Source organism: [Clostridium] scindens, from assembly GCF_019597925.1.
Classification (GTDB): Bacteria; Bacillota; Clostridia; order Lachnospirales; family Lachnospiraceae; genus Clostridium_AP.
In genome coordinates, this window is sequence record NZ_CP080442.1 from 1884616 (window position 1) to 1902349 (window position 17734).

Genomic DNA, 17734 nt, shown 5'->3' on the forward strand with positions numbered 1-17734 from the left:
CTAAGGTAAGCATAAAACGTACAGGTTTGTGCGGAAATTATATTAAAATGCGGAGGAGTAAGACGATGAGTAAAAGAATGAAGAAGTTCTTTGGGGCAGCGATGGCGACGGTAATGATGTTCGCAATGAGCGCGACTGCTTTTGCAGCAGGAAGCCCGGTGGCAAGCGGCACGGTTAATACAGTTACTAAGGCTGTTGACAAGAACGGTAACGCTGTGAATGTTAAGATTCAGGCAATGCCGGAGGAGTACAAGGCTGTAGTTGAGGAGATCAAGAACGTTGACAACGTTAAGAAGGTATTGGGCGATGCGTTTGTTGAAGGAATGTCAGTGGTTGACGTTCAGGACGTAGTAGTAGATGGAAATGCTACATTCCCACTTACCATTACATTCAAGGTTCCTGGCGTAGTGTCTGGCACAAAGGTTGCAGTACTTCACTACAACACAGAGAAGAGTGCTTGGGAAGTAGTTGAGAGCAAGGCCGGCGACGGAACAATCACGGCTACATTCAATTCCTTATCACCGGTTGCGTTTGTCGTAGACAAGAATACAGCACCAGGCGCGAAGGATGGAGCGAAGGCTTCACCAAAGACTGGCGAAGGAATGGCAGTTCCGTTTGTAGCAACAGCAGCAGTAATCTTATTGATCGGCGCAGCAGTATGCTTCCGCAAGAGAGAAGTAAGATAAGAATCATACGTATTTAAAAGAATCTCTTTCTGAGATATTATGTTTCGGAAAGAGATTTTTTATGGTATAATCGTATTGTTGTGAGGAGCGGGGCATATGAGATTAACGGATATTCACTGTCATATCCTGCCAGGGATTGATGATGGTGCGGCAAATGGAAAAATGACTGTGTCCATGCTGAGGAAGGCCTATGCCGAAGGCGTACGAAGGATCATCGTGACGCCTCATTACCGAAGGGGGATGTTCGAGCCACCGATGGATAAGGTGTATAAGAGATACCTGCAGGTCAGAAAGAAGGCCAGCGAGATTGGCGCGTTCGGCATCGAGGTATATCTCGGGTGCGAATACCATCGGCATTCGGATATGGCGGAAGTACTGGAGAGCGGCAGAAGGCCGACGATGGCAGGAAGCAGATATGTATTGACGGAATTCTCTTCGGTGGATCCGTATTCCAGAGTCCGCGGCACCTTGTATGAATTGGTTACGGCCGGTTATATTCCGATTATCGCACATGCGGAACGGTATCAGGCTTTCTTTGAGAATATGGAGAATGTAGCGGATGCCATTGCTCTTGGGGCAATGATACAGATTAACGCGGACTCGCTAGTTGGCGAGAGCGGCTTTAAGACGAAGCAGTTTTGCAAGAAGCTGATGAAGAAAGATATGGTTCAATTTATTGCATCGGATGCCCACAATATAAAGGATCGTCCGTCCAGGCTCGGGCAATGTGCAAAATATGTTGAGCGAAAATGGGGAAGAGATAGGGCTCTTCGTATATTCGAGGAGAATCCTTCCCGAATTATCGGACGTTAGATAGGAGACAGGAAGAAACATTATGAAAAAGACAACGATAAACTTGGAGCCTTTAAGTTATGGGGTTAGAGAGGCGGTAAAGACACTTCGGACCAATATTCAGTTCTGTGGCAATGACAAGCAGGTGATCATGGTCACCAGCAGCGTTATGGGAGAAGGAAAGACGAAGATTTCTACAAGGCTGGCAGTGTCTTTGGCGGAACTGAAGAAGAAGGTGCTGCTGATTGATATGGATCTTCGGAAATCCGTGATGGTTTCCAGGCTTCAGGCACAGCATGTGGATAAGGGGCTGACGCATTTCCTGTCCGGGCAATGTATGCTGTCTGATGTCGTAATGTCCACCAATGTGCCGAAACTGCATATTATCTTCTCCGGTCCTGTGGCTCCGAATCCAACCGAACTCTTATCCGGTGAGCGGTATATGAAGATGCTGGATTCTCTGCGCGCCCTGTATGACTATATCATCATTGACGCACCTCCGCTTGGAATGGTGGTTGACGGGGCGATCATTGCCAAGAATAGCGATGGAGCCGTCATGGTATTGGAATCCGGAGGGATCAAGTACCGTATGGCGCAGGATGTAAAAGAACGGCTCCAAGGCTCTGGGTGTCCGATCCTGGGGGTAGTCCTCAATAAGGTGGACCGTAAGAAGACCGGCCGCTATTATGGAAAGTATTATGGAAAATACTATGGCAAGTACTATGGCGACAGTGAGAAAGAGATGCTGGAGCCGACGGGGGATCCCTATAGCCAGGAGAGGCTGGAGCAGGATATCAGAGATGATTTGAAGCGATAGACAAGACGTATAAGTATCAGCAAGGCCGTGCGGGTTAGTCCTGCACGGCCTTTATAGTGGAGATATCTGAATCGATCATCAGGGAATAGTTGGTATAGTATACCACGAACCCCGGCTTTGCCCCATTAGGCTTTTTCACATGCTTTTTCTCTACATAATCAATCTCTACCTTGTCGCTGCCTCTGTTCTTGGAATAGTAGGCAGCCAGCCGCCCGGCTTCTTCGAAGGTGCGATCCGGCAATTCCTCTCCATTACTTTTGACGATGACATGGGAGCCCGGCGCGCCTTTTGCGTGGAACCACCAGTCGTTTCCTGTGGCGAAAGAGAAGGTCAGTTCATCGTTCTGCAGATTGTTCTTGCCGACATACATATGGTAGCCATCGCTGGAGACATAGTGCAGAGGCTTGCTGGTCAGCTTCACCTTTTTCTTGGTGAACTTTCTTCGTACGTACCCGCTCTGGATCAGTTCTTCCTTGATCTGGGCCAGATCTGCCTCACTTAACGCAATGTCCAGGGCATTGCTGATGGATTCCAGGTATTGGATATCATCGGCGGTTTCCTGGATGAGATCTGAGAGCGCCTCAAAGGTACGTTTCTGCTTATTGTACTTGGCGAAATATTTCTGGGAATTCTCCTGGGGCGTCATGGTCGGATCCAGGGGAATGGTAACTTCCTGGCCAGTGTAATAATTAAGGGCAGCCAGGTTCTTGGAGCCTGGAGCCAGATTGTAGCCGTAAGCGTTGATCAGTTCGCCGTAGACCTTGTATTTTTCCCGATTCTGCGTATCCCTTAACTGCTTGGCCTGAAGATCGTACTTCTTACGGTTCCGTTCCAGGGCTGTCTGTACTACATGGCGTAAGTCCGCGCTTTTCTGGCGGATGCGGGTCAGGGTATTCTTGGTCGCATAGTAGGTGCTGAGCACCTGGGAGATAGAAGCAAATTCCTTCCTGGCAAGGCCGCTGTAGTGCGTCAGCGGCAGGGCGCCAAACTCCTTGGGAGCGTTCCCTTCGTAATAGATGACCGGATGGAATGCGCCTTGGCGTACATCTTCCATGTAGTAGGAAAATTGCCGGTACAGGTGAGCCATCATATCGTCGCTTAAGTCTCCGGCAGTCATGCCGGATTCCAGGCCTGCCAGATAGCAGATCTCTTCGGCTACTACCGGGCTGATTCCCGTGAGACTGGTATAGATCGCCTTGCCAAGAGGCATCGGCTTCTCCTTAAGGGCCTGGTTAAAGGAAGGCTCGGTGGTGGCAAGCGGATTGTGCTTTGCCATAGTATCCGGTATAAAATATTCCCGTCCGGGCAATACTTCCCGCACGGAACTCATCTGCGCAGAGACATGCTTGATGCTGTCGATGATTCTGCCTTGATCGTCGCAGAATATGATGTTGCTGTGCTTGCCCATAATCTCGATCACCAGTTGCTTCTTGCACAGATCGCCCAATTCATCCAGATGCTCGATATCAAGGATGATGATACGCTCCAGCTTGGGCTGGGAGATGCCGGTGATCCGTCCATTCCCAATATGCTTTCGAAGAAGCATGCAGAAGTTGGGGGCTGTCATGGGGCTAGGCTTATTCTCGTCTGTCAGATATATCAAAGGGAGGGATGCGCTGGCCGAGATATAGAGCCTTTTTTGTCCCTCCGGAGTCTTGATGGTAAGCAGCAGCTCGTCTGGCTCCGGCTGAGCGATCTTGGCGATCCGTCCGTCTGCCAGCGCGTTTTTTAGTTCCTGGACCATTGCAGCAACCGTAATTCCGTCAAATGCCATAGATATGTCCATCCTTTCTTACTGAAATAAGAAGATTATAACATAGTTGACGGGATATGCCAAATGACTTATAATTATCAGTGGCAATTAAGAGACATATAGCAAATATATTATAAGAAGAGGTTCATATCATGATAAAAAGTATGACAGGGTTCGGACGCTGCGAAGTGATGGAAGGGGAGCGCAAGTTCACGGTTGAGATGAAGGGCGTGAATCACCGCTATCTGGATGTCAATATCCGTATGCCGAAGAAACTGAATTTTTTCGAGACAGCAATCCGCGGCTTGTTAAAGCAGAGCATCCAGAGAGGCAAGGTAGACATCTTCATTTCCTATGAAGACTTTACCGAGAGCCAGATGTCCCTGAAGTATAATGAGTCGCTGGCGCAGGAATACATGGACTGCTTTGGGCGGATGAAGGAGCAGTTCTCCCTGGAAAATGATATCCGGGTATCTACGCTGTCCCGCTGTCCGGAAGTACTGACCATGGAAGAGCAGGTTATTGATGAGGAAGAACTCTGGAACGGCCTAAAAAAGGCTCTGGAAGGCGCCATCGGCCAGTTTGTGGAGACCAGGACGCTGGAAGGAAGCAACCTTAAAAAAGACATCATAGAAAAACTAGACGGGCTTCTGGATCTGGTGGGCTATATCGAGGAGCGCAAGCCGAAGATCGTGGCGGAGTACAGGGAGAAGCTGGAGACCAAGGTTCGGGAACTGCTGGAGGATGCTCAGATCGAGGAGAGCAGGATTGCCGCCGAGGTGGTCATATTCGCGGATAAGATCTGCACGGATGAAGAAGTGGTAAGGCTGCGCAGCCATATCATACATATGAAGGAGACCCTGCAGTCCGAAGAGGCCGGGATTGGACGCAAGCTTGACTTCATTGCCCAGGAGATGAACCGGGAGGCCAATACGATCCTTTCCAAGGCCAATGACCTGGAAGTATCCAACGTTGGGATTGACTTGAAGACGGAGATTGAGAAAGTAAGAGAGCAGATTCAGAATATCGAGTAGTGGGAGAGAGGAAAAGACCATGAATAAAAAAGGAATTCTTATCGTCGTATCCGGTTTCTCAGGAGCCGGCAAAGGCACGATCATGAAAGAACTGCTGAAGCAGTATGACAATTATGCGCTGTCTATCTCTGCAACCACCAGGAAGCCCCGCCCGGGAGAGGAAGAGGGCCGGGAATATTTCTTCAAAACGGTGGAAGAATTTGAAAAAATGATTGCGAAAGATGAACTGATAGAGTATGCTAGATACGTGGACAATTACTATGGGACTCCGCGTGCCTATGTAGAAGAACAGCTGGAAGCAGGCAAAGATGTGATCCTGGAGATAGAGATCCAGGGGGCTCTCAAGGTTAAGGAGAAGTTTCCGGAGACGCTGCTTCTGTTCGTGACTCCGCCGACGGCGAAGGAACTGAAGCACCGCCTGGTAGGCCGTGGCACGGAGACGATGGATGTCATCGAGTTCCGCATGAACCGGGCCAAGGAAGAAGCCGAAGGCATGGATAAGTATGATTACCTGATTGTCAATGATGTGCTTGCAGAATGCGTAGAAGAGGTGCATCGGATCATTCAGGGAGAGCACAGAAGAAGTTTTCGTAATCAAGCATTTATAGAGCATATGAAGGAAGAGTTGAAAGGAGAATAACAAGCATGTTACACCCATCTTACACAGATTTAATGAAGGTCGTTAACAAAGACGTAGAAGAGGGCGCTACCAAGGTTGTAAACAGCCGCTATTCGATCGTGATGGCCACCGCCAAGAGGGCGAGGGAATTGATAGACGGCGCTATGCCGCTGGTTGCAGCGAAGAGTGGAGAGAAGCCGTTGTCCATCGCAATTAACGAATTGAACCAGGCGAAGATCAAAGTAGTCGGCGAGGAAGAGGATTAATACGTATGACGTATGTGAATAGAAGGCAGGTGCCGGGGCGGTATCTGCCTTTCTTCTAATCCCCGGATGGGGAACAGGACTTGCCAAAAGGAGGAACGAATGAACATATTATTTATATCCCTTGGCTGCGACAAGAATCTGGTGGATTCGGAAGTCATGCTGGGACTTCTTAACGCCAAAGGATACCAGATGGTGGATGATGAGATGGAGGCGGATATCATTATCGTCAATACCTGCTGCTTCATCCATGATGCCAAGGAAGAGAGCATCCAGACGATTCTGGAGATGGCGCAGTACAAGACGGATGGAAGGCTTAAGGTGCTGGTTGTGACTGGCTGCCTGGCGCAGAGATACCAGCAGGAGATTCTGGATGAGATACCAGAAGTGGATGCGGTGCTGGGAACCACATCCTATGACAAGATTGTAGAAGCAGTGGAGGAAGCGCTGGCTGGCAAAGGACATGTGGAAGTGGAAGATATCGACGCGCTGCCGCTGGTGGATACGGGGCGACTGGTGACGACGGGCGGGCATTTTGCCTATCTGAAGATTGCGGAAGGGTGCGATAAGCACTGCACTTACTGCATTATTCCCAAGATCCGGGGCAACTTCCGAAGCGTTCCCATGGAACGCCTTATAAAAGAAGCCGGAGAACTGGCCGGGCAGGGCGTCAAGGAACTGATTCTGGTGGCCCAGGAGACCACGTTATATGGAAAGGATCTCTATGGAGAGAAGTCCCTGCACAGGCTTCTTCGGGAACTGTGCAAGATCAGCGGCATCCGCTGGATACGGATTCTCTACTGCTATCCGGAAGAGATTGATGAGAACCTGATCCAGGTCATGAAGGAAGAGAAGAAGATCTGCCACTACCTGGATCTACCAATCCAGCATGCCAATGATGATATCCTGAAGCGGATGGGAAGAAGAACGTCCAAGAAACAGCTGGAAGAGATCATCGGAAGGCTTAGAAGCGAGATTCCGGACATTGCCCTTCGTACCACGCTGATCACCGGATTCCCGGGAGAGACGAAGGAACAGCATGAAGAACTGATGGAATTCGTAGATGAGATGGAATTTGACCGTCTGGGCGTATTTACCTATTCTCCGGAAGAGGATACGCCTGCGGCAGACATGCCGGATCAGGTGCCGGAAGAAGTGAAGGAAGAGCGTCAGGCGGAGATTATGGAACTGCAGCAGGAGATTGTATTTGACCAGGCAGAGGCTATGATCGGCCGGGAAGTGCTGGTCATGATCGAAGGAAAAGTGGCCGATGAAAATGCCTATGTCGGAAGGACTTATAAGGATGCGCCCAACGTGGACGGCCTGATTTTCATAAATACAGAAGCAGAACTAATGTCGGGAGATTTTGCCAAAGTGAAGGTGACCGGCGCATTAGAATACGATTTGATAGGAGAGTTGAAGGAATGAATTTACCAAATAAGCTGACAGTATTAAGAGTGATTATGGTACCGTTTTTCGTGTTTTTCATGCTGACGGATGTAGGAGGAGCAGCCAATAAGTGGATTGCCCTGGTGATATTCTGCGTGGCCAGCCTTACGGACATGCTGGACGGGAAGATTGCCCGCGCAAGGAATCTGGTGACCAATTTCGGAAAGTTCATGGATCCGCTGGCAGACAAGCTGCTGGTATGCTCCGCCATGATCTGCCTGATCCCATCCGGGAAACTGGCTGCATGGATCGTGATCGTGATTATTGCCAGAGAGTTTATCATCAGCGGATTCCGCCTGGTGGCATCTGACGCTGGAATCGTGATCGCCGCAAGTTATTGGGGCAAGTTCAAGACGGTCTCTCAGATGTTCATGATCATCGTGCTGATCGCGGACCTGGGCGGCGCATTTGACATGATTGGAACCATACTGATCTGGGTATCCTTAATACTGACGATCGTATCTTTGTTTGACTATGTTGCAAAGAACGTACAAGTATTGACACAGGGAGGCATGTAAGAGATGACTGTAGAAATGATATCCGTTGGTACAGAGATATTATTAGGAAATATCGTGAATACCAACGCCGCGTATCTGGCGGAAAAATGCGCGCTGCTTGGATTATCCTGCTATTACCAGAGCGTGGTAGGAGACAATGAGGAGCGGCTGGAGGATGCGATCCGGCTGGGGCTTTCAAGGTCCGATATCCTGATCTTAAGCGGCGGCCTTGGACCTACCAAGGATGATCTGACAAAAGAAGTGACGGCCAAGGTGTTTGGCAGGGAACTCTATGAGGATGCCCATACCAAGGAGCGTATCCAGCAATATTTTCGCCAGGTTCACAGCAACCAGGTGACGCCGAATAACTGGAAGCAGGCATTGGTGCCGGAAGGCGCGAAGGTAGTGGATAACCATAACGGAACGGCCCCGGGCCTGATTCTGGAGGAAAATGAGAAGATCGCCATTCTCCTTCCCGGACCGCCTAATGAGATTAAGCCTATGTTCGAGCAGGACATTGCGCCATATCTGAATAAACTGCAGCCGGAAGGCATCTATTCGAAGATGGCAAAGATCTGCTCCATCGGGGAAAGCAAGGCGGAGACCATGATCTCAGACCTGATGGATGCCCAGACGAATCCGACGATCGCGCCTTATGCCAAGACGGGGGAGGTGCATCTTCGGGTGACGGCCAAAGCAGACAGCGAGGAAAAAGCACAGGAGTTGATGGCGCCTATGATGGAGGAACTCTTCCAGCGTTTTGGAGATAAGATCTATACGACGGAGGAAGAGGTGACTCTGGAGGAAGCCATCGTGCGGATGTTAGAAGAAGATGGCATGACGGTAACGACGGCGGAGTCTTGTACCGGCGGACTTCTGGCTGGTCGGATCACGAATGTGCCGGGGGCCTCCAATGTCTATAAGGAAGGCTATGTCACCTATTCCAATGATGCCAAGGAGCGACTGCTTCGTGTGAAACGGGAGACGCTGATGCAGCATGGGGCGGTGAGCCCTCAGACGGCATATGAGATGGCGGAAGGCGTGGCGCTCGCCGCCGGGGCGGATGCTTCCTTAAGCATAACGGGAATTGCGGGACCGGGCGGAGGAACCGAGGAAAAGCCGGTCGGCCTTGTCTATATCGGGTGCTATGTAAAAGGCCATGTAAGGGTAGAGGAATTCTATTTTACAGGCAACAGGGACAAGAACCGGGAATATGCGGTGGCAAGGGCATTGACGCTGCTCCGGGAGGAGTTATTGAAAAGGAGGTAGAAGATGGACGTAAGAATATTGCAGCAGCATGAGATTCTTCCGGCTCTCCATCTGGTATGGGAAGTCTTTGCAGAAGATGTGGCGCCTGCGTATACGCCGGAAGGCGTAGCGCGGTTCCAGGAATTTATTAAGTATGACAATATCAGAGACATGTACCAGAAGGGAGAGATTACCTTCTTCGGAGCCTTTGAAGGAACGAAATTATGTGGCACCATGGCGGTAAAGTCCGTGGGCCACATCTGCCTGTTCTATGTCAGAAAGGATTGCCAGGGAAAAGGCATAGGACGGATGCTGTTCCAGGCCGTCTATAACTACTGCGCGCAGAAGTTGGGGGTCAGTAAGATTACTGTGAATGCCGCTCCGGGAGCGGTTCCCAAGTATGCCCACATGGGCATGCAGGCGATAGGGGAAGAGCAGCAGGTAAATGGCATACGCTATGTTCCTATGGAGATGCAAGTGATACCGGGACTTATGCAGCCAGTGAAAGAAAAGTCAAAGGCCCCTGTGATCATCGTGACCGCGGTGTGCATCGCAATGGTACTGGCTCTGATCATCGCAGGAGTGGCCATTGGCAGAAAGGTAAGACATATGCTCCGGGAGCAGGACTTATATACGCAGCCATATGACCATAAGGACAGGGACCATGATTATGACGACCACCATGACTATGATTACTTCGGGGATGATGGTGCCGGACAGAACAGCACGGATGCCGGAGAATTGACCGGGATTGACGCAATCCCCCAGAAGATCGCGGACAGACTATCCTATGACCTTGAGGAAGATGCATATACATATCAGGATGATAAGAAACAGACTACGATGATTGACTTTAACGTTAATTATCCGGTCATCAGCGGGCTTAAGGATGCCAAAGCAGAAGAAAAGGTTAACGAGGCGTTGAAGAACTGCGCGTTACAGACGGTAGATAAGATCTATGACAATCCCTCGGACGAGATGAAGGAGCGGGTGCTGGCTTCTTCCCAGCCAGCGCTGGTAAGTTATGTAAAGTATAAGGTGACCTATGCGTCTGAAGACCTGTTAAGCGTGGCCTTCGAAGATTACAGCTATCAGGGCGGGGCCGAATATTCCGACCAGGATTTGCGGACCTGCAATATCAGCCTCAAGGACGGAAGGGTCTATGAGGTCAAGGACATCATCAGGCTGGATGATGCCTTTCTGGCTGAGTGGGCTGATATTATGAGGGACGAGGCGGACAATGACGCTTTTCTGTCTGAACTGGATAAAGATGCCATGAAAAAGACGCTGGAAGGAGATTCCCTGGATGGCGTGTATGAGGTGAATTTCTTCCTGGATGCAGATGGAATTGAGATTGGCTACAACCTGAATTACAAAGAAGGAGACGCCAACAATCTGGGCTATATCTGGGTGACGGCGCCGTTTGATTATGATGAGATCGCAGAATTCAGGACGGACAGCGATTTCTGGACGGGGTTATAATATGGAAATACGTAATATTGAAAGTACGGATATAGCCAGGGCGCTTCAAATGGCCGGGAATGTCCGGATGGAATATTCGCAGGAACAGCTGCTGCAGATGGTCGCAAAAGGCCAGGTGACGATTGCCGGCTGCTATGCGGGCAGCGAATTACTGGGGTGGGCCATGGCAGATGACAGAGGCCGGATTCTTATGGTCTATGTGGCAGAGGCGCATAGAGGGCATAAGATGGGAACGGCGCTGATAGACATGCTGTGCCAGGCCTGCAGCCAGAGATATTCTGTTCTTCGAATAACGGTGGAGGCTGCCCCCGGTATGACAGGCTTCTTTAAGCACTGCGGATTTACAGCGTATGCAGAAGAGCAGACACGGGGAGAGGCTGTTTATATCCCAATGGAGCGTATGATATCGCCGTCCCAGGTAAAGCCGCAGGGAAAAAAGAATAGGCTGGCTTTGGGCCTTATCATTGGGGCGGTCGTTGCTGCGATCGTCCTGCTGGCCGTCTGCGGCGTTTTTCTCGGCAGGAAAGTAGCAACCGAAATCCAGGCCGACAAGGCCAAGAAGACGACGGAGAGTTCCCTCCCCTCTGAAGATGCTGGCTCCAGGCCAGACGATGACGCCCAAGACGAAGAAGACTATGGGAACGATGGCTCGGATGACGGGCAAAAAGAAGCCACCGTCGATGACGTGGAGTTAGAAGATATCGAGGCTTATGTGGCAGAGAATCTTCCTTACGAAGTTGCAGAAGAGACTTATGAGGAAGAGAAAAAAGAAGGAAAGAGCAATATAAACTTCCATATCAGCTATCCTCAAGTACATGGACTTTCAAGCGGCAAGGACGCGGAGGTGAACCAGATACTTAAGGACGCGGCTATGGCTAACGCGAACCGCTTTTATCTTGTTCCCGACGAGGATATCAAGGCATATGCCAAAGAGCAGCAGGAGGCCTATCTTGCAAGCGAGGTCAAGTATAAGATTACCTATATGGATGCAGGCCTTTTGAGCGTGGCTTATGACGACCATTATTTTGCGGGAAATTATGCGGCAGAATATTCAGCCCTGCGTACCCGGGTGATCAACCTTGACACTGCAGAAGAGTACCAGGTGGAGGATGTGGTGGATGGCAATGACGCCTTCGTCAAGTCGTTGCGGGAAAAGATGCTTGCCCAAGTTCCGGATAGTTATCCGGCCAAGGAACTGTCAGACGCATATTTCAAACGCATGATGGAAGGCGAGATTGTGGATAACCGGTATCTGACCAACTTCCTGCTGGAAAAAGACGGTCTTGCAATCGGATTCACTTTTGCATTCCGAAGCGAGGATGGCGACAGGCTTTCCCGGGGGTGGATTCTTTCTGAATATTCCGGGGCTGAAATTCGACCATATATGACGGGGAATGAACTGTGGAATTTGATAGAAAGTGACAATTGACGAATATTGAATAATATGAGAAAATAAAGTAAGTATGGTGTTAAAGATATAACGAACCTTACGACAGAAAATCATGCAAATTTGAAAGGAGTTTTAAAATGATTTATTCACATGAAGTAGAAATGATGTGTCCTGTAGCTCAGGGTGCAAATCACGGGCCAGCTCCGATTCCGGAAGAGGCAAAGTGGGTACAGGCTAAGGAAGTTAAAGATATTTCAGGTTTTACGCATGGTGTCGGCTGGTGTGCTCCGCAGCAGGGTGCCTGTAAACTTTCATTAAATGTTAAAGACGGTATTATCCAGGAAGCGTTGGTAGAGACCATCGGATGCTCAGGAATGACGCACTCTGCAGCCATGGCATCAGAGATTCTTCCGGGCAAGACGATTTTAGAAGCATTGAATACAGACCTTGTCTGCGATGCCATCAATACAGCAATGAGGGAATTATTCCTTCAGATCGTATACGGAAGGACACAGAGCGCGTTCTCCGAAGACGGACTTGCGATCGGAGCAGGCTTAGAAGACCTTGGAAAGGGACTTCGCTCCCAGGTAGGAACCATGTATGGCACATTGGCAAAAGGTCCTCGTTATCTTGAAATGGCAGAGGGATATGTAACAGGAATCGCATTGGATGAGAATGATGAGATTATCGGTTACCAGTTCGTAAGCCTTGGAAAATTCACTGACTTCATCAAAGCAGGCGATACTCCGAACGATGCTTGGGAGAAAGCAAAGGGACAGTATGGACGTGTTGCAGACGCAGTGAAAATCATTGACCCGAGAAAAGAGTAGAAAATCAGGAGGACAAGTAAATGGCTTTATTTGAATCATATGAAAGAAGAATTGATAAAATCAATGAAGTATTAAATAGTTATGGCATTGCTTCTATCGAAGAGGCTCAGCAGATTACGAAGGATGCCGGACTTGACGTATACAACCAGGTAAAAGGGATTCAGCCGATCTGCTTCGAGAATGCCTGCTGGGCATACATCGTAGGCGCGGCTATCGCGATCAAGAAGGGCTGCAGGAATGCTGCAGACGCAGCAGCAGCAATCGGAGAAGGACTTCAGGCTTTCTGTATTCCAGGTTCCGTAGCTGACCAGCGTAAAGTAGGCCTTGGACACGGCAACTTAGGCAAGATGCTTCTGGAAGAAGACACTGACTGCTTCGCATTCCTGGCCGGACATGAGTCTTTCGCGGCTGCAGAGGGCGCTATCGGTATTGCGGAGAAGGCCAACAAGGTTCGTAAGAAACCGCTGAGAGTTATCCTGAACGGACTTGGAAAAGACGCAGCGAAGATTATCTCCAGAATCAACGGATTTACATATGTGCAGACCGAATATGACTATCATACGGGAGAACTGAAGGAAGTAAAGAGAATTGCTTATTCTGACGGACTCCGCTCTAAGGTAAACTGCTATGGGGCCAATGACGTGCGCGAAGGCGTTGCCATCATGCACAAGGAAGGCGTAGACGTATCCATCACAGGAAACTCTACCAACCCGACACGTTTCCAGCACCCGGTTGCAGGCACCTACAAGAAAGAATGCATCGAGCAGGGCAAGAAGTACTTTTCCGTAGCATCCGGCGGCGGTACAGGACGTACCCTTCACCCGGACAACATGGCCGCAGGACCGGCTTCCTATGGCATGACAGATACATTGGGACGTATGCACTCTGACGCTCAGTTTGCAGGATCCTCTTCCGTACCGGCTCACGTTGAGATGATGGGCCTGATCGGAGCAGGCAACAACCCGATGGTTGGTATGACGGTTGCAGTTGCGGTTTCTGTAGAGGAAGCGGCTAAGGCTGGCAAGTTCTAAGAAAAACTTATTTTATAATGATTCCAGGAATTGTGAGTTGTGCTGATAAGTTTTGAAAATGAATATGTATAGATCAAAAGCGGAAAGCAGAATGCTTTCCGCTTTTGCAGTTTTGCCATTTTTATGGTATCCTATATCAGGATGCAAATTTGTGGAGCAGCATCCAAATAAGGAAAAGGATGAAGAGAAAATGGGCGCGTTATACATGATAAGCAGGGCGATATCAATAGGGATTATTATTGGCTTCCTGGGAGGAGGCGTAAAAATGGCCGTGAAGAAGAATTACTCCGAGCGGGAGATTTTAAAGAGACGCAAATTCGTAGACAAGGCTGCATTTGTGCTGAAGTATATGACCTTTCTTCTGCTGTGCCTGGGGCTTGTCTGGTGCGTGTATTTCCTGATTCTCGGAGCCATAGCGCCGGGAAAGGCAGAATATGCCAACAATATGTCTGAATTGATTGTTGCCGTGCTTACCGTGATTTCCATTGTCTTTGCTTTTGTCGAGTTCTTAAGGCGTACGGACGATAAAGACGATAAAGACGGCAAGAAGGATTGATACATATTAGGGGGAGACAAGACAGAAAAGGGGAGTAAAAATATGAAGAACGTTAAGAAAATCGTAGCATTCGTGATTGCAGCCGCGCTGGTTGCCACGGGATATGCAAGTTTGGACGATGTGGCTGGCATGCTGGGCGAGCCGGAGGCGAAGATTGCAGATACGATCGCCGAGGGCGAGATGAAAGTCACATTCCTGGATGTAGGACAGGGAGACTGCACGCTGATCCAGGCAGGCGGACAGAACATGGTGATGGATGTAGGCAATAATGACCAGGGAGAGCGGGTGGTCTCCTATCTTAAGGAGCAAGGGATCGGGAAACTGGATTACCTTCTTCTCAGCCATCCGGACGCAGACCACATCGGCGGAGGGGATAATGTTCTGGAGAACTTTGAAGTACAGACGGTGATCATGCCGGAGGTAGCCAATGATACCATGACCTACCAGGAGGTAATGGAAGAGATCAGCCGATACGATGTGGACGTAAAGTACCCGGAGGTAGGAGATATCTTTACGCTGGGAGATGCGGAATTCACCATCCTGTGTCCCAAGCCGGAACTTTTAAGCCAGGATGACCTGAACAATTCATCCGTTGGCATCAAACTGGTCCATGGAGAGAATTCCTTCGTTATGTGCGGGGACGCCGAAGCGAAGTCGGAGCAGGAAATGGTAAAGCGCTTTGGAAGCAGTCTGGAATGCGATGTGTTAAAGTGCGGCCATCATGGAAGCAGCACGGCTACAAGCGATGAATTTCTTGCGGCTGTCAATCCCACGTGGGCAGTCATCAGCTGCGGAAAAGAGAATCGGTATGGCCATCCACATTCAGAGGTTCTGGACAAATTAGAAAATGATGATGTCCAGATCTACCGGACGGATCTAAGAGGTACCATCACGGCAGTAAGCGATGGAACCCAGATCTCGTGGAAATGTGAGAAATAGTGGGAATATTCGAAAAATTATGCTGGTGCTTTAGCACGGAACAGTGTATAATAGGAGTGTTAAATACAAAATCCATAAACTTACGGATATGAGATTTATGAAGCAGAAGGAGAGAAGAGTATGAAGAAGAAGTTATTGGCAGCATTTTTATGTCTCGCGATGGCATTCTCACTTGCGGCGTGCGGAGACAGCGATGATGCGGGAAAGACTGACAAAAAGAAGGACAGCAAAGATGACGGCAAGAAAGTGTACCAGGTTGCCACGGACACGACATTTGCCCCATTTGAATTTGAGAATGATGAAGGCGATATGGTAGGCATCGATCTGGATATCCTGGCTGCAATCGCAGAAGACCAGGGATTTGAATACGAGCTGCAGATCGTCGGATTCCAGGCGGCAGTCAACGCTCTTGAGGCAGGACAGGCCGATGCGGTGATCGCTGGCATGTCTATCACGGATGAAAGAAAAGCGAAGTATGATTTCTCAGATGAATACTATCAGTCCGGCGTAGGAATGGCAGTAAAGAAGGATTCTGACATTGATTCTTATGAAGACTTAAAGGGCAAGACAGTAGCGGCCAAACTCGGTACGGAAGGCTGTACATTTGCGGAGTCTATCGCGGACCAGTATGGATTTACGGTGACACAGTTTGAAGATTCTTCTACCATGTACCAGGATGTTATATCCGGAAATACGGTTGCATGTTTTGAAGATTATCCGGTTATGGGATATGAGATTTCCCGCGGACTGGAACTGAAGCTTCCTTTAGATATGGAAAAAGGCGCGCCTTATGGCTTCGCCGTTATGAAGGGCGAGAACGCGGAACTTCTTAAGATGTTCAATGCTGGACTTGCAAACCTGAAGGAAAGCGGCAAATATGATGAAATATTAGATACATACATTAAGAAGTAGATAGGAGTCTTACCATGGATATCATTCGAGTACTACAGGAATATTGGCCATCTTTTTGCAAAGCGCTGATGATCACGCTGGAGATGACGGTGTTTTCCCTGATCTTTGCGACGATCATCGGAACCATCGTGGGATTATTCAATGTCTCCAAGATCAAGCCGCTGCAATTCATTGCCAATATTTACATAGACATTGTCAGAGGAACCCCTCTGCTGGTCCAGGTATTTATCATGTACTATGGACTGACGCAGTTTCTGCAGTTCCAGTGGCCGGCAATCGGAGGATTTACATCAGCCTTCGTCGCAGGCGTGGTAACGCTCAGTTTTAATGCCGGAGCCTATATGGCGGAGATCATCCGCGGCGGTATTGAGGCAGTGGATAAGGGGCAGATGGAAGCAGCAAGGAGTCTGGGCCTTCCTTATAAGAAGGCAATGTGGAAGATTATCCTTCCACAGGCATTCCGCACCATGCTTCCGTCCATCATCAACCAGTTTATCATTTCCTTGAAGGATACTTCTTTGATATCTGTAATCGGACCAAGAGAACTGACCCAGAACGGCAAGATCATTGCTGCCAATTCATCCACAAGGGTTATGGCAATCTGGATTGTTGTAGCGTTATTCTATCTGGTGGTATGCACGATCCTTTCCAGAGTAGCAAAACTGGTAGAGAGGAAGGTGTCATATGGAAAGTAAGATTAGCGTAAAAGGACTGAAGAAGAATTTTGGCAAGCTTCAGGTATTGAAAGGAATGGATGTGGAGGTAAGAGAAGGCGAGGTCGTATGCCTCATCGGCCCTTCCGGCTCAGGAAAGAGCACATTTCTCAGATGCCTGAACAGGCTGGAGGATATCACGGACGGAACCGTTGTAGTGGACGGCTACCAGATATCAGATAAAAGCATTGATATCAATAAGGTGAGAGAGAATATCGGCATGGTATTCCAGCATTTTAATCTCTTCCCGCATCTGTCCGTATTGGAAAACATCACCATGGCTCCGGTAGAATTAAAGAAGATGTCAAAGGATGAAGCCGATAAGAAGGCAAAGGAACTTCTCAAGACCGTAGGGCTTGAAGAAAAGGCAGATGTCTATCCGGCGCAGCTTTCCGGCGGACAGAAGCAGCGTGTGGCGATTGCCCGGGCGCTGGCCATGAATCCGGACATCATGCTTTTTGATGAGCCGACTTCCGCGCTTGACCCAGAGATGGTAGGAGAAGTGCTGGAAGTCATGAAGCGCCTGGCCGCAGAGGGCATGACCATGGTCGTGGTTACTCACGAGATGGGATTTGCCAAGGAAGTGGCACACAGGGTGATCTTCATGGATGATGGCGTGATCGTGGAAGAAGGGAAGCCAAAAGAAGTTTTTGGCAATCCGCAGAATCCAAGAACCATTGATTTCCTGAATAAAGTATTGATCTAGCACGCCTGCACGGCAAA

19 protein-coding genes are annotated in these 17734 nt (G+C 49.2%); 18 read left to right on the forward strand and 1 reads right to left on the reverse strand.

Features of this window, described 5'->3' with window-relative positions; translation table 11 throughout:
• The first annotated feature begins 65 nt into the window (after window positions 1-65).
• The 3 genes from K0036_RS09080 (at window position 66) to K0036_RS09090 (ending at window position 2295) form a co-directional block, all read left to right on the forward strand.
• A complete protein-coding gene (locus K0036_RS09080; RefSeq protein ID WP_220431216.1) occupies window positions 66-686 on the forward strand; it encodes a hypothetical protein in 621 nt (206 codons plus the stop codon).
• A 96-nt stretch (window positions 687-782) separates the two neighbouring features.
• Complete coding sequence (locus K0036_RS09085) at window positions 783-1499, forward strand: CpsB/CapC family capsule biosynthesis tyrosine phosphatase (RefSeq protein WP_220431217.1); 717 nt, start codon at window positions 783-785, stop codon at window positions 1497-1499.
• A 22-nt stretch (window positions 1500-1521) separates the two neighbouring features.
• A complete protein-coding gene (locus K0036_RS09090; protein ID WP_173693311.1) occupies window positions 1522-2295 on the forward strand; it encodes a CpsD/CapB family tyrosine-protein kinase in 774 nt (257 codons plus the stop codon).
• A 34-nt stretch (window positions 2296-2329) separates the two neighbouring features.
• On the opposite strand, the gene K0036_RS09095 is transcribed toward K0036_RS09090, so the two are convergent.
• Complete coding sequence (locus K0036_RS09095; protein ID WP_220431218.1) at window positions 2330-4069, reverse strand: Rqc2 family fibronectin-binding protein; 1740 nt, start codon at window positions 4067-4069, stop codon at window positions 2330-2332.
• A 131-nt stretch (window positions 4070-4200) separates the two neighbouring features.
• On the opposite strand from K0036_RS09095, the gene K0036_RS09100 reads away from it, so the two are divergent.
• The 15 genes from K0036_RS09100 (at window position 4201) to K0036_RS09170 (ending at window position 17717) form a co-directional block, all read left to right on the forward strand.
• Window positions 4201-5082 carry a YicC/YloC family endoribonuclease gene (locus K0036_RS09100; protein ID WP_220431219.1) on the forward strand — a complete coding sequence of 294 codons (882 nt, stop codon included), beginning with the start codon at window positions 4201-4203 and terminating at the stop codon, window positions 5080-5082.
• A 19-nt stretch (window positions 5083-5101) separates the two neighbouring features.
• The gene (gmk, locus tag K0036_RS09105) at window positions 5102-5722 is read left to right on the forward strand and encodes a guanylate kinase (protein WP_173693314.1); all 621 of its coding nucleotides are present in this window, start codon (window positions 5102-5104) and stop codon (window positions 5720-5722) included.
• A 5-nt stretch (window positions 5723-5727) separates the two neighbouring features.
• The gene (gene rpoZ, locus K0036_RS09110; protein ID WP_009249326.1) at window positions 5728-5967 is read left to right on the forward strand and encodes a DNA-directed RNA polymerase subunit omega; all 240 of its coding nucleotides are present in this window, start codon (window positions 5728-5730) and stop codon (window positions 5965-5967) included.
• Window positions 5968-6066: 99 nt separating this feature from the next.
• Window positions 6067-7392, forward strand: coding sequence for a 30S ribosomal protein S12 methylthiotransferase RimO (gene rimO / locus K0036_RS09115; protein ID WP_220431220.1), 1326 nt, complete (start codon window positions 6067-6069; stop codon window positions 7390-7392).
• Window positions 7389-7931 carry a CDP-diacylglycerol--glycerol-3-phosphate 3-phosphatidyltransferase gene (pgsA, locus tag K0036_RS09120; protein WP_173693316.1) on the forward strand — a complete coding sequence of 181 codons (543 nt, stop codon included), beginning with the start codon at window positions 7389-7391 and terminating at the stop codon, window positions 7929-7931. Before rimO ends, pgsA begins: the two co-directional genes overlap by 4 nt.
• A gap of 3 nt (window positions 7932-7934) precedes the next feature.
• On the forward strand, window positions 7935-9179 hold the full coding sequence (locus K0036_RS09125; protein ID WP_220431221.1) for a competence/damage-inducible protein A: 1245 nt from the start codon (window positions 7935-7937) through the stop codon (window positions 9177-9179).
• Between the two features lie 3 nt (window positions 9180-9182).
• Entirely contained in the window at window positions 9183-10640 is a 1458-nt protein-coding gene (locus K0036_RS09130) for a GNAT family N-acetyltransferase (protein WP_220431222.1), read from the forward strand.
• Between the two features lies 1 nt (window position 10641).
• On the forward strand, window positions 10642-12069 hold the full coding sequence (locus K0036_RS09135) for a GNAT family N-acetyltransferase (RefSeq protein WP_220431223.1): 1428 nt from the start codon (window positions 10642-10644) through the stop codon (window positions 12067-12069).
• A gap of 98 nt (window positions 12070-12167) precedes the next feature.
• Window positions 12168-12860, forward strand: a complete 693-nt coding sequence (locus K0036_RS09140; RefSeq protein WP_004606215.1) for an iron-sulfur cluster assembly scaffold protein — start codon at window positions 12168-12170, stop codon at window positions 12858-12860.
• A 20-nt stretch (window positions 12861-12880) separates the two neighbouring features.
• Window positions 12881-13891: a GGGtGRT protein gene (locus K0036_RS09145; RefSeq protein ID WP_173693320.1), complete on the forward strand. Its 1011-nt coding sequence runs from the start codon at window positions 12881-12883 to the stop codon at window positions 13889-13891.
• Between the two features lie 151 nt (window positions 13892-14042).
• Entirely contained in the window at window positions 14043-14447 is a 405-nt protein-coding gene (locus K0036_RS09150) for a transporter (RefSeq protein ID WP_227060710.1), read from the forward strand.
• A 42-nt stretch (window positions 14448-14489) separates the two neighbouring features.
• On the forward strand, window positions 14490-15386 hold the full coding sequence (locus tag K0036_RS09155; RefSeq protein WP_173693321.1) for a ComEC/Rec2 family competence protein: 897 nt from the start codon (window positions 14490-14492) through the stop codon (window positions 15384-15386).
• A gap of 120 nt (window positions 15387-15506) precedes the next feature.
• Complete coding sequence (locus tag K0036_RS09160) at window positions 15507-16298, forward strand: transporter substrate-binding domain-containing protein (protein WP_025643562.1); 792 nt, start codon at window positions 15507-15509, stop codon at window positions 16296-16298.
• 14 nt (window positions 16299-16312) lie between these two features.
• Entirely contained in the window at window positions 16313-16993 is a 681-nt protein-coding gene (locus K0036_RS09165) for an amino acid ABC transporter permease (RefSeq protein ID WP_025643560.1), read from the forward strand.
• Entirely contained in the window at window positions 16983-17717 is a 735-nt protein-coding gene (locus K0036_RS09170; RefSeq protein WP_173693322.1) for an amino acid ABC transporter ATP-binding protein, read from the forward strand. Before K0036_RS09165 ends, K0036_RS09170 begins: the two co-directional genes overlap by 11 nt.
• Window positions 17718-17734 lie beyond the last annotated feature (17 nt).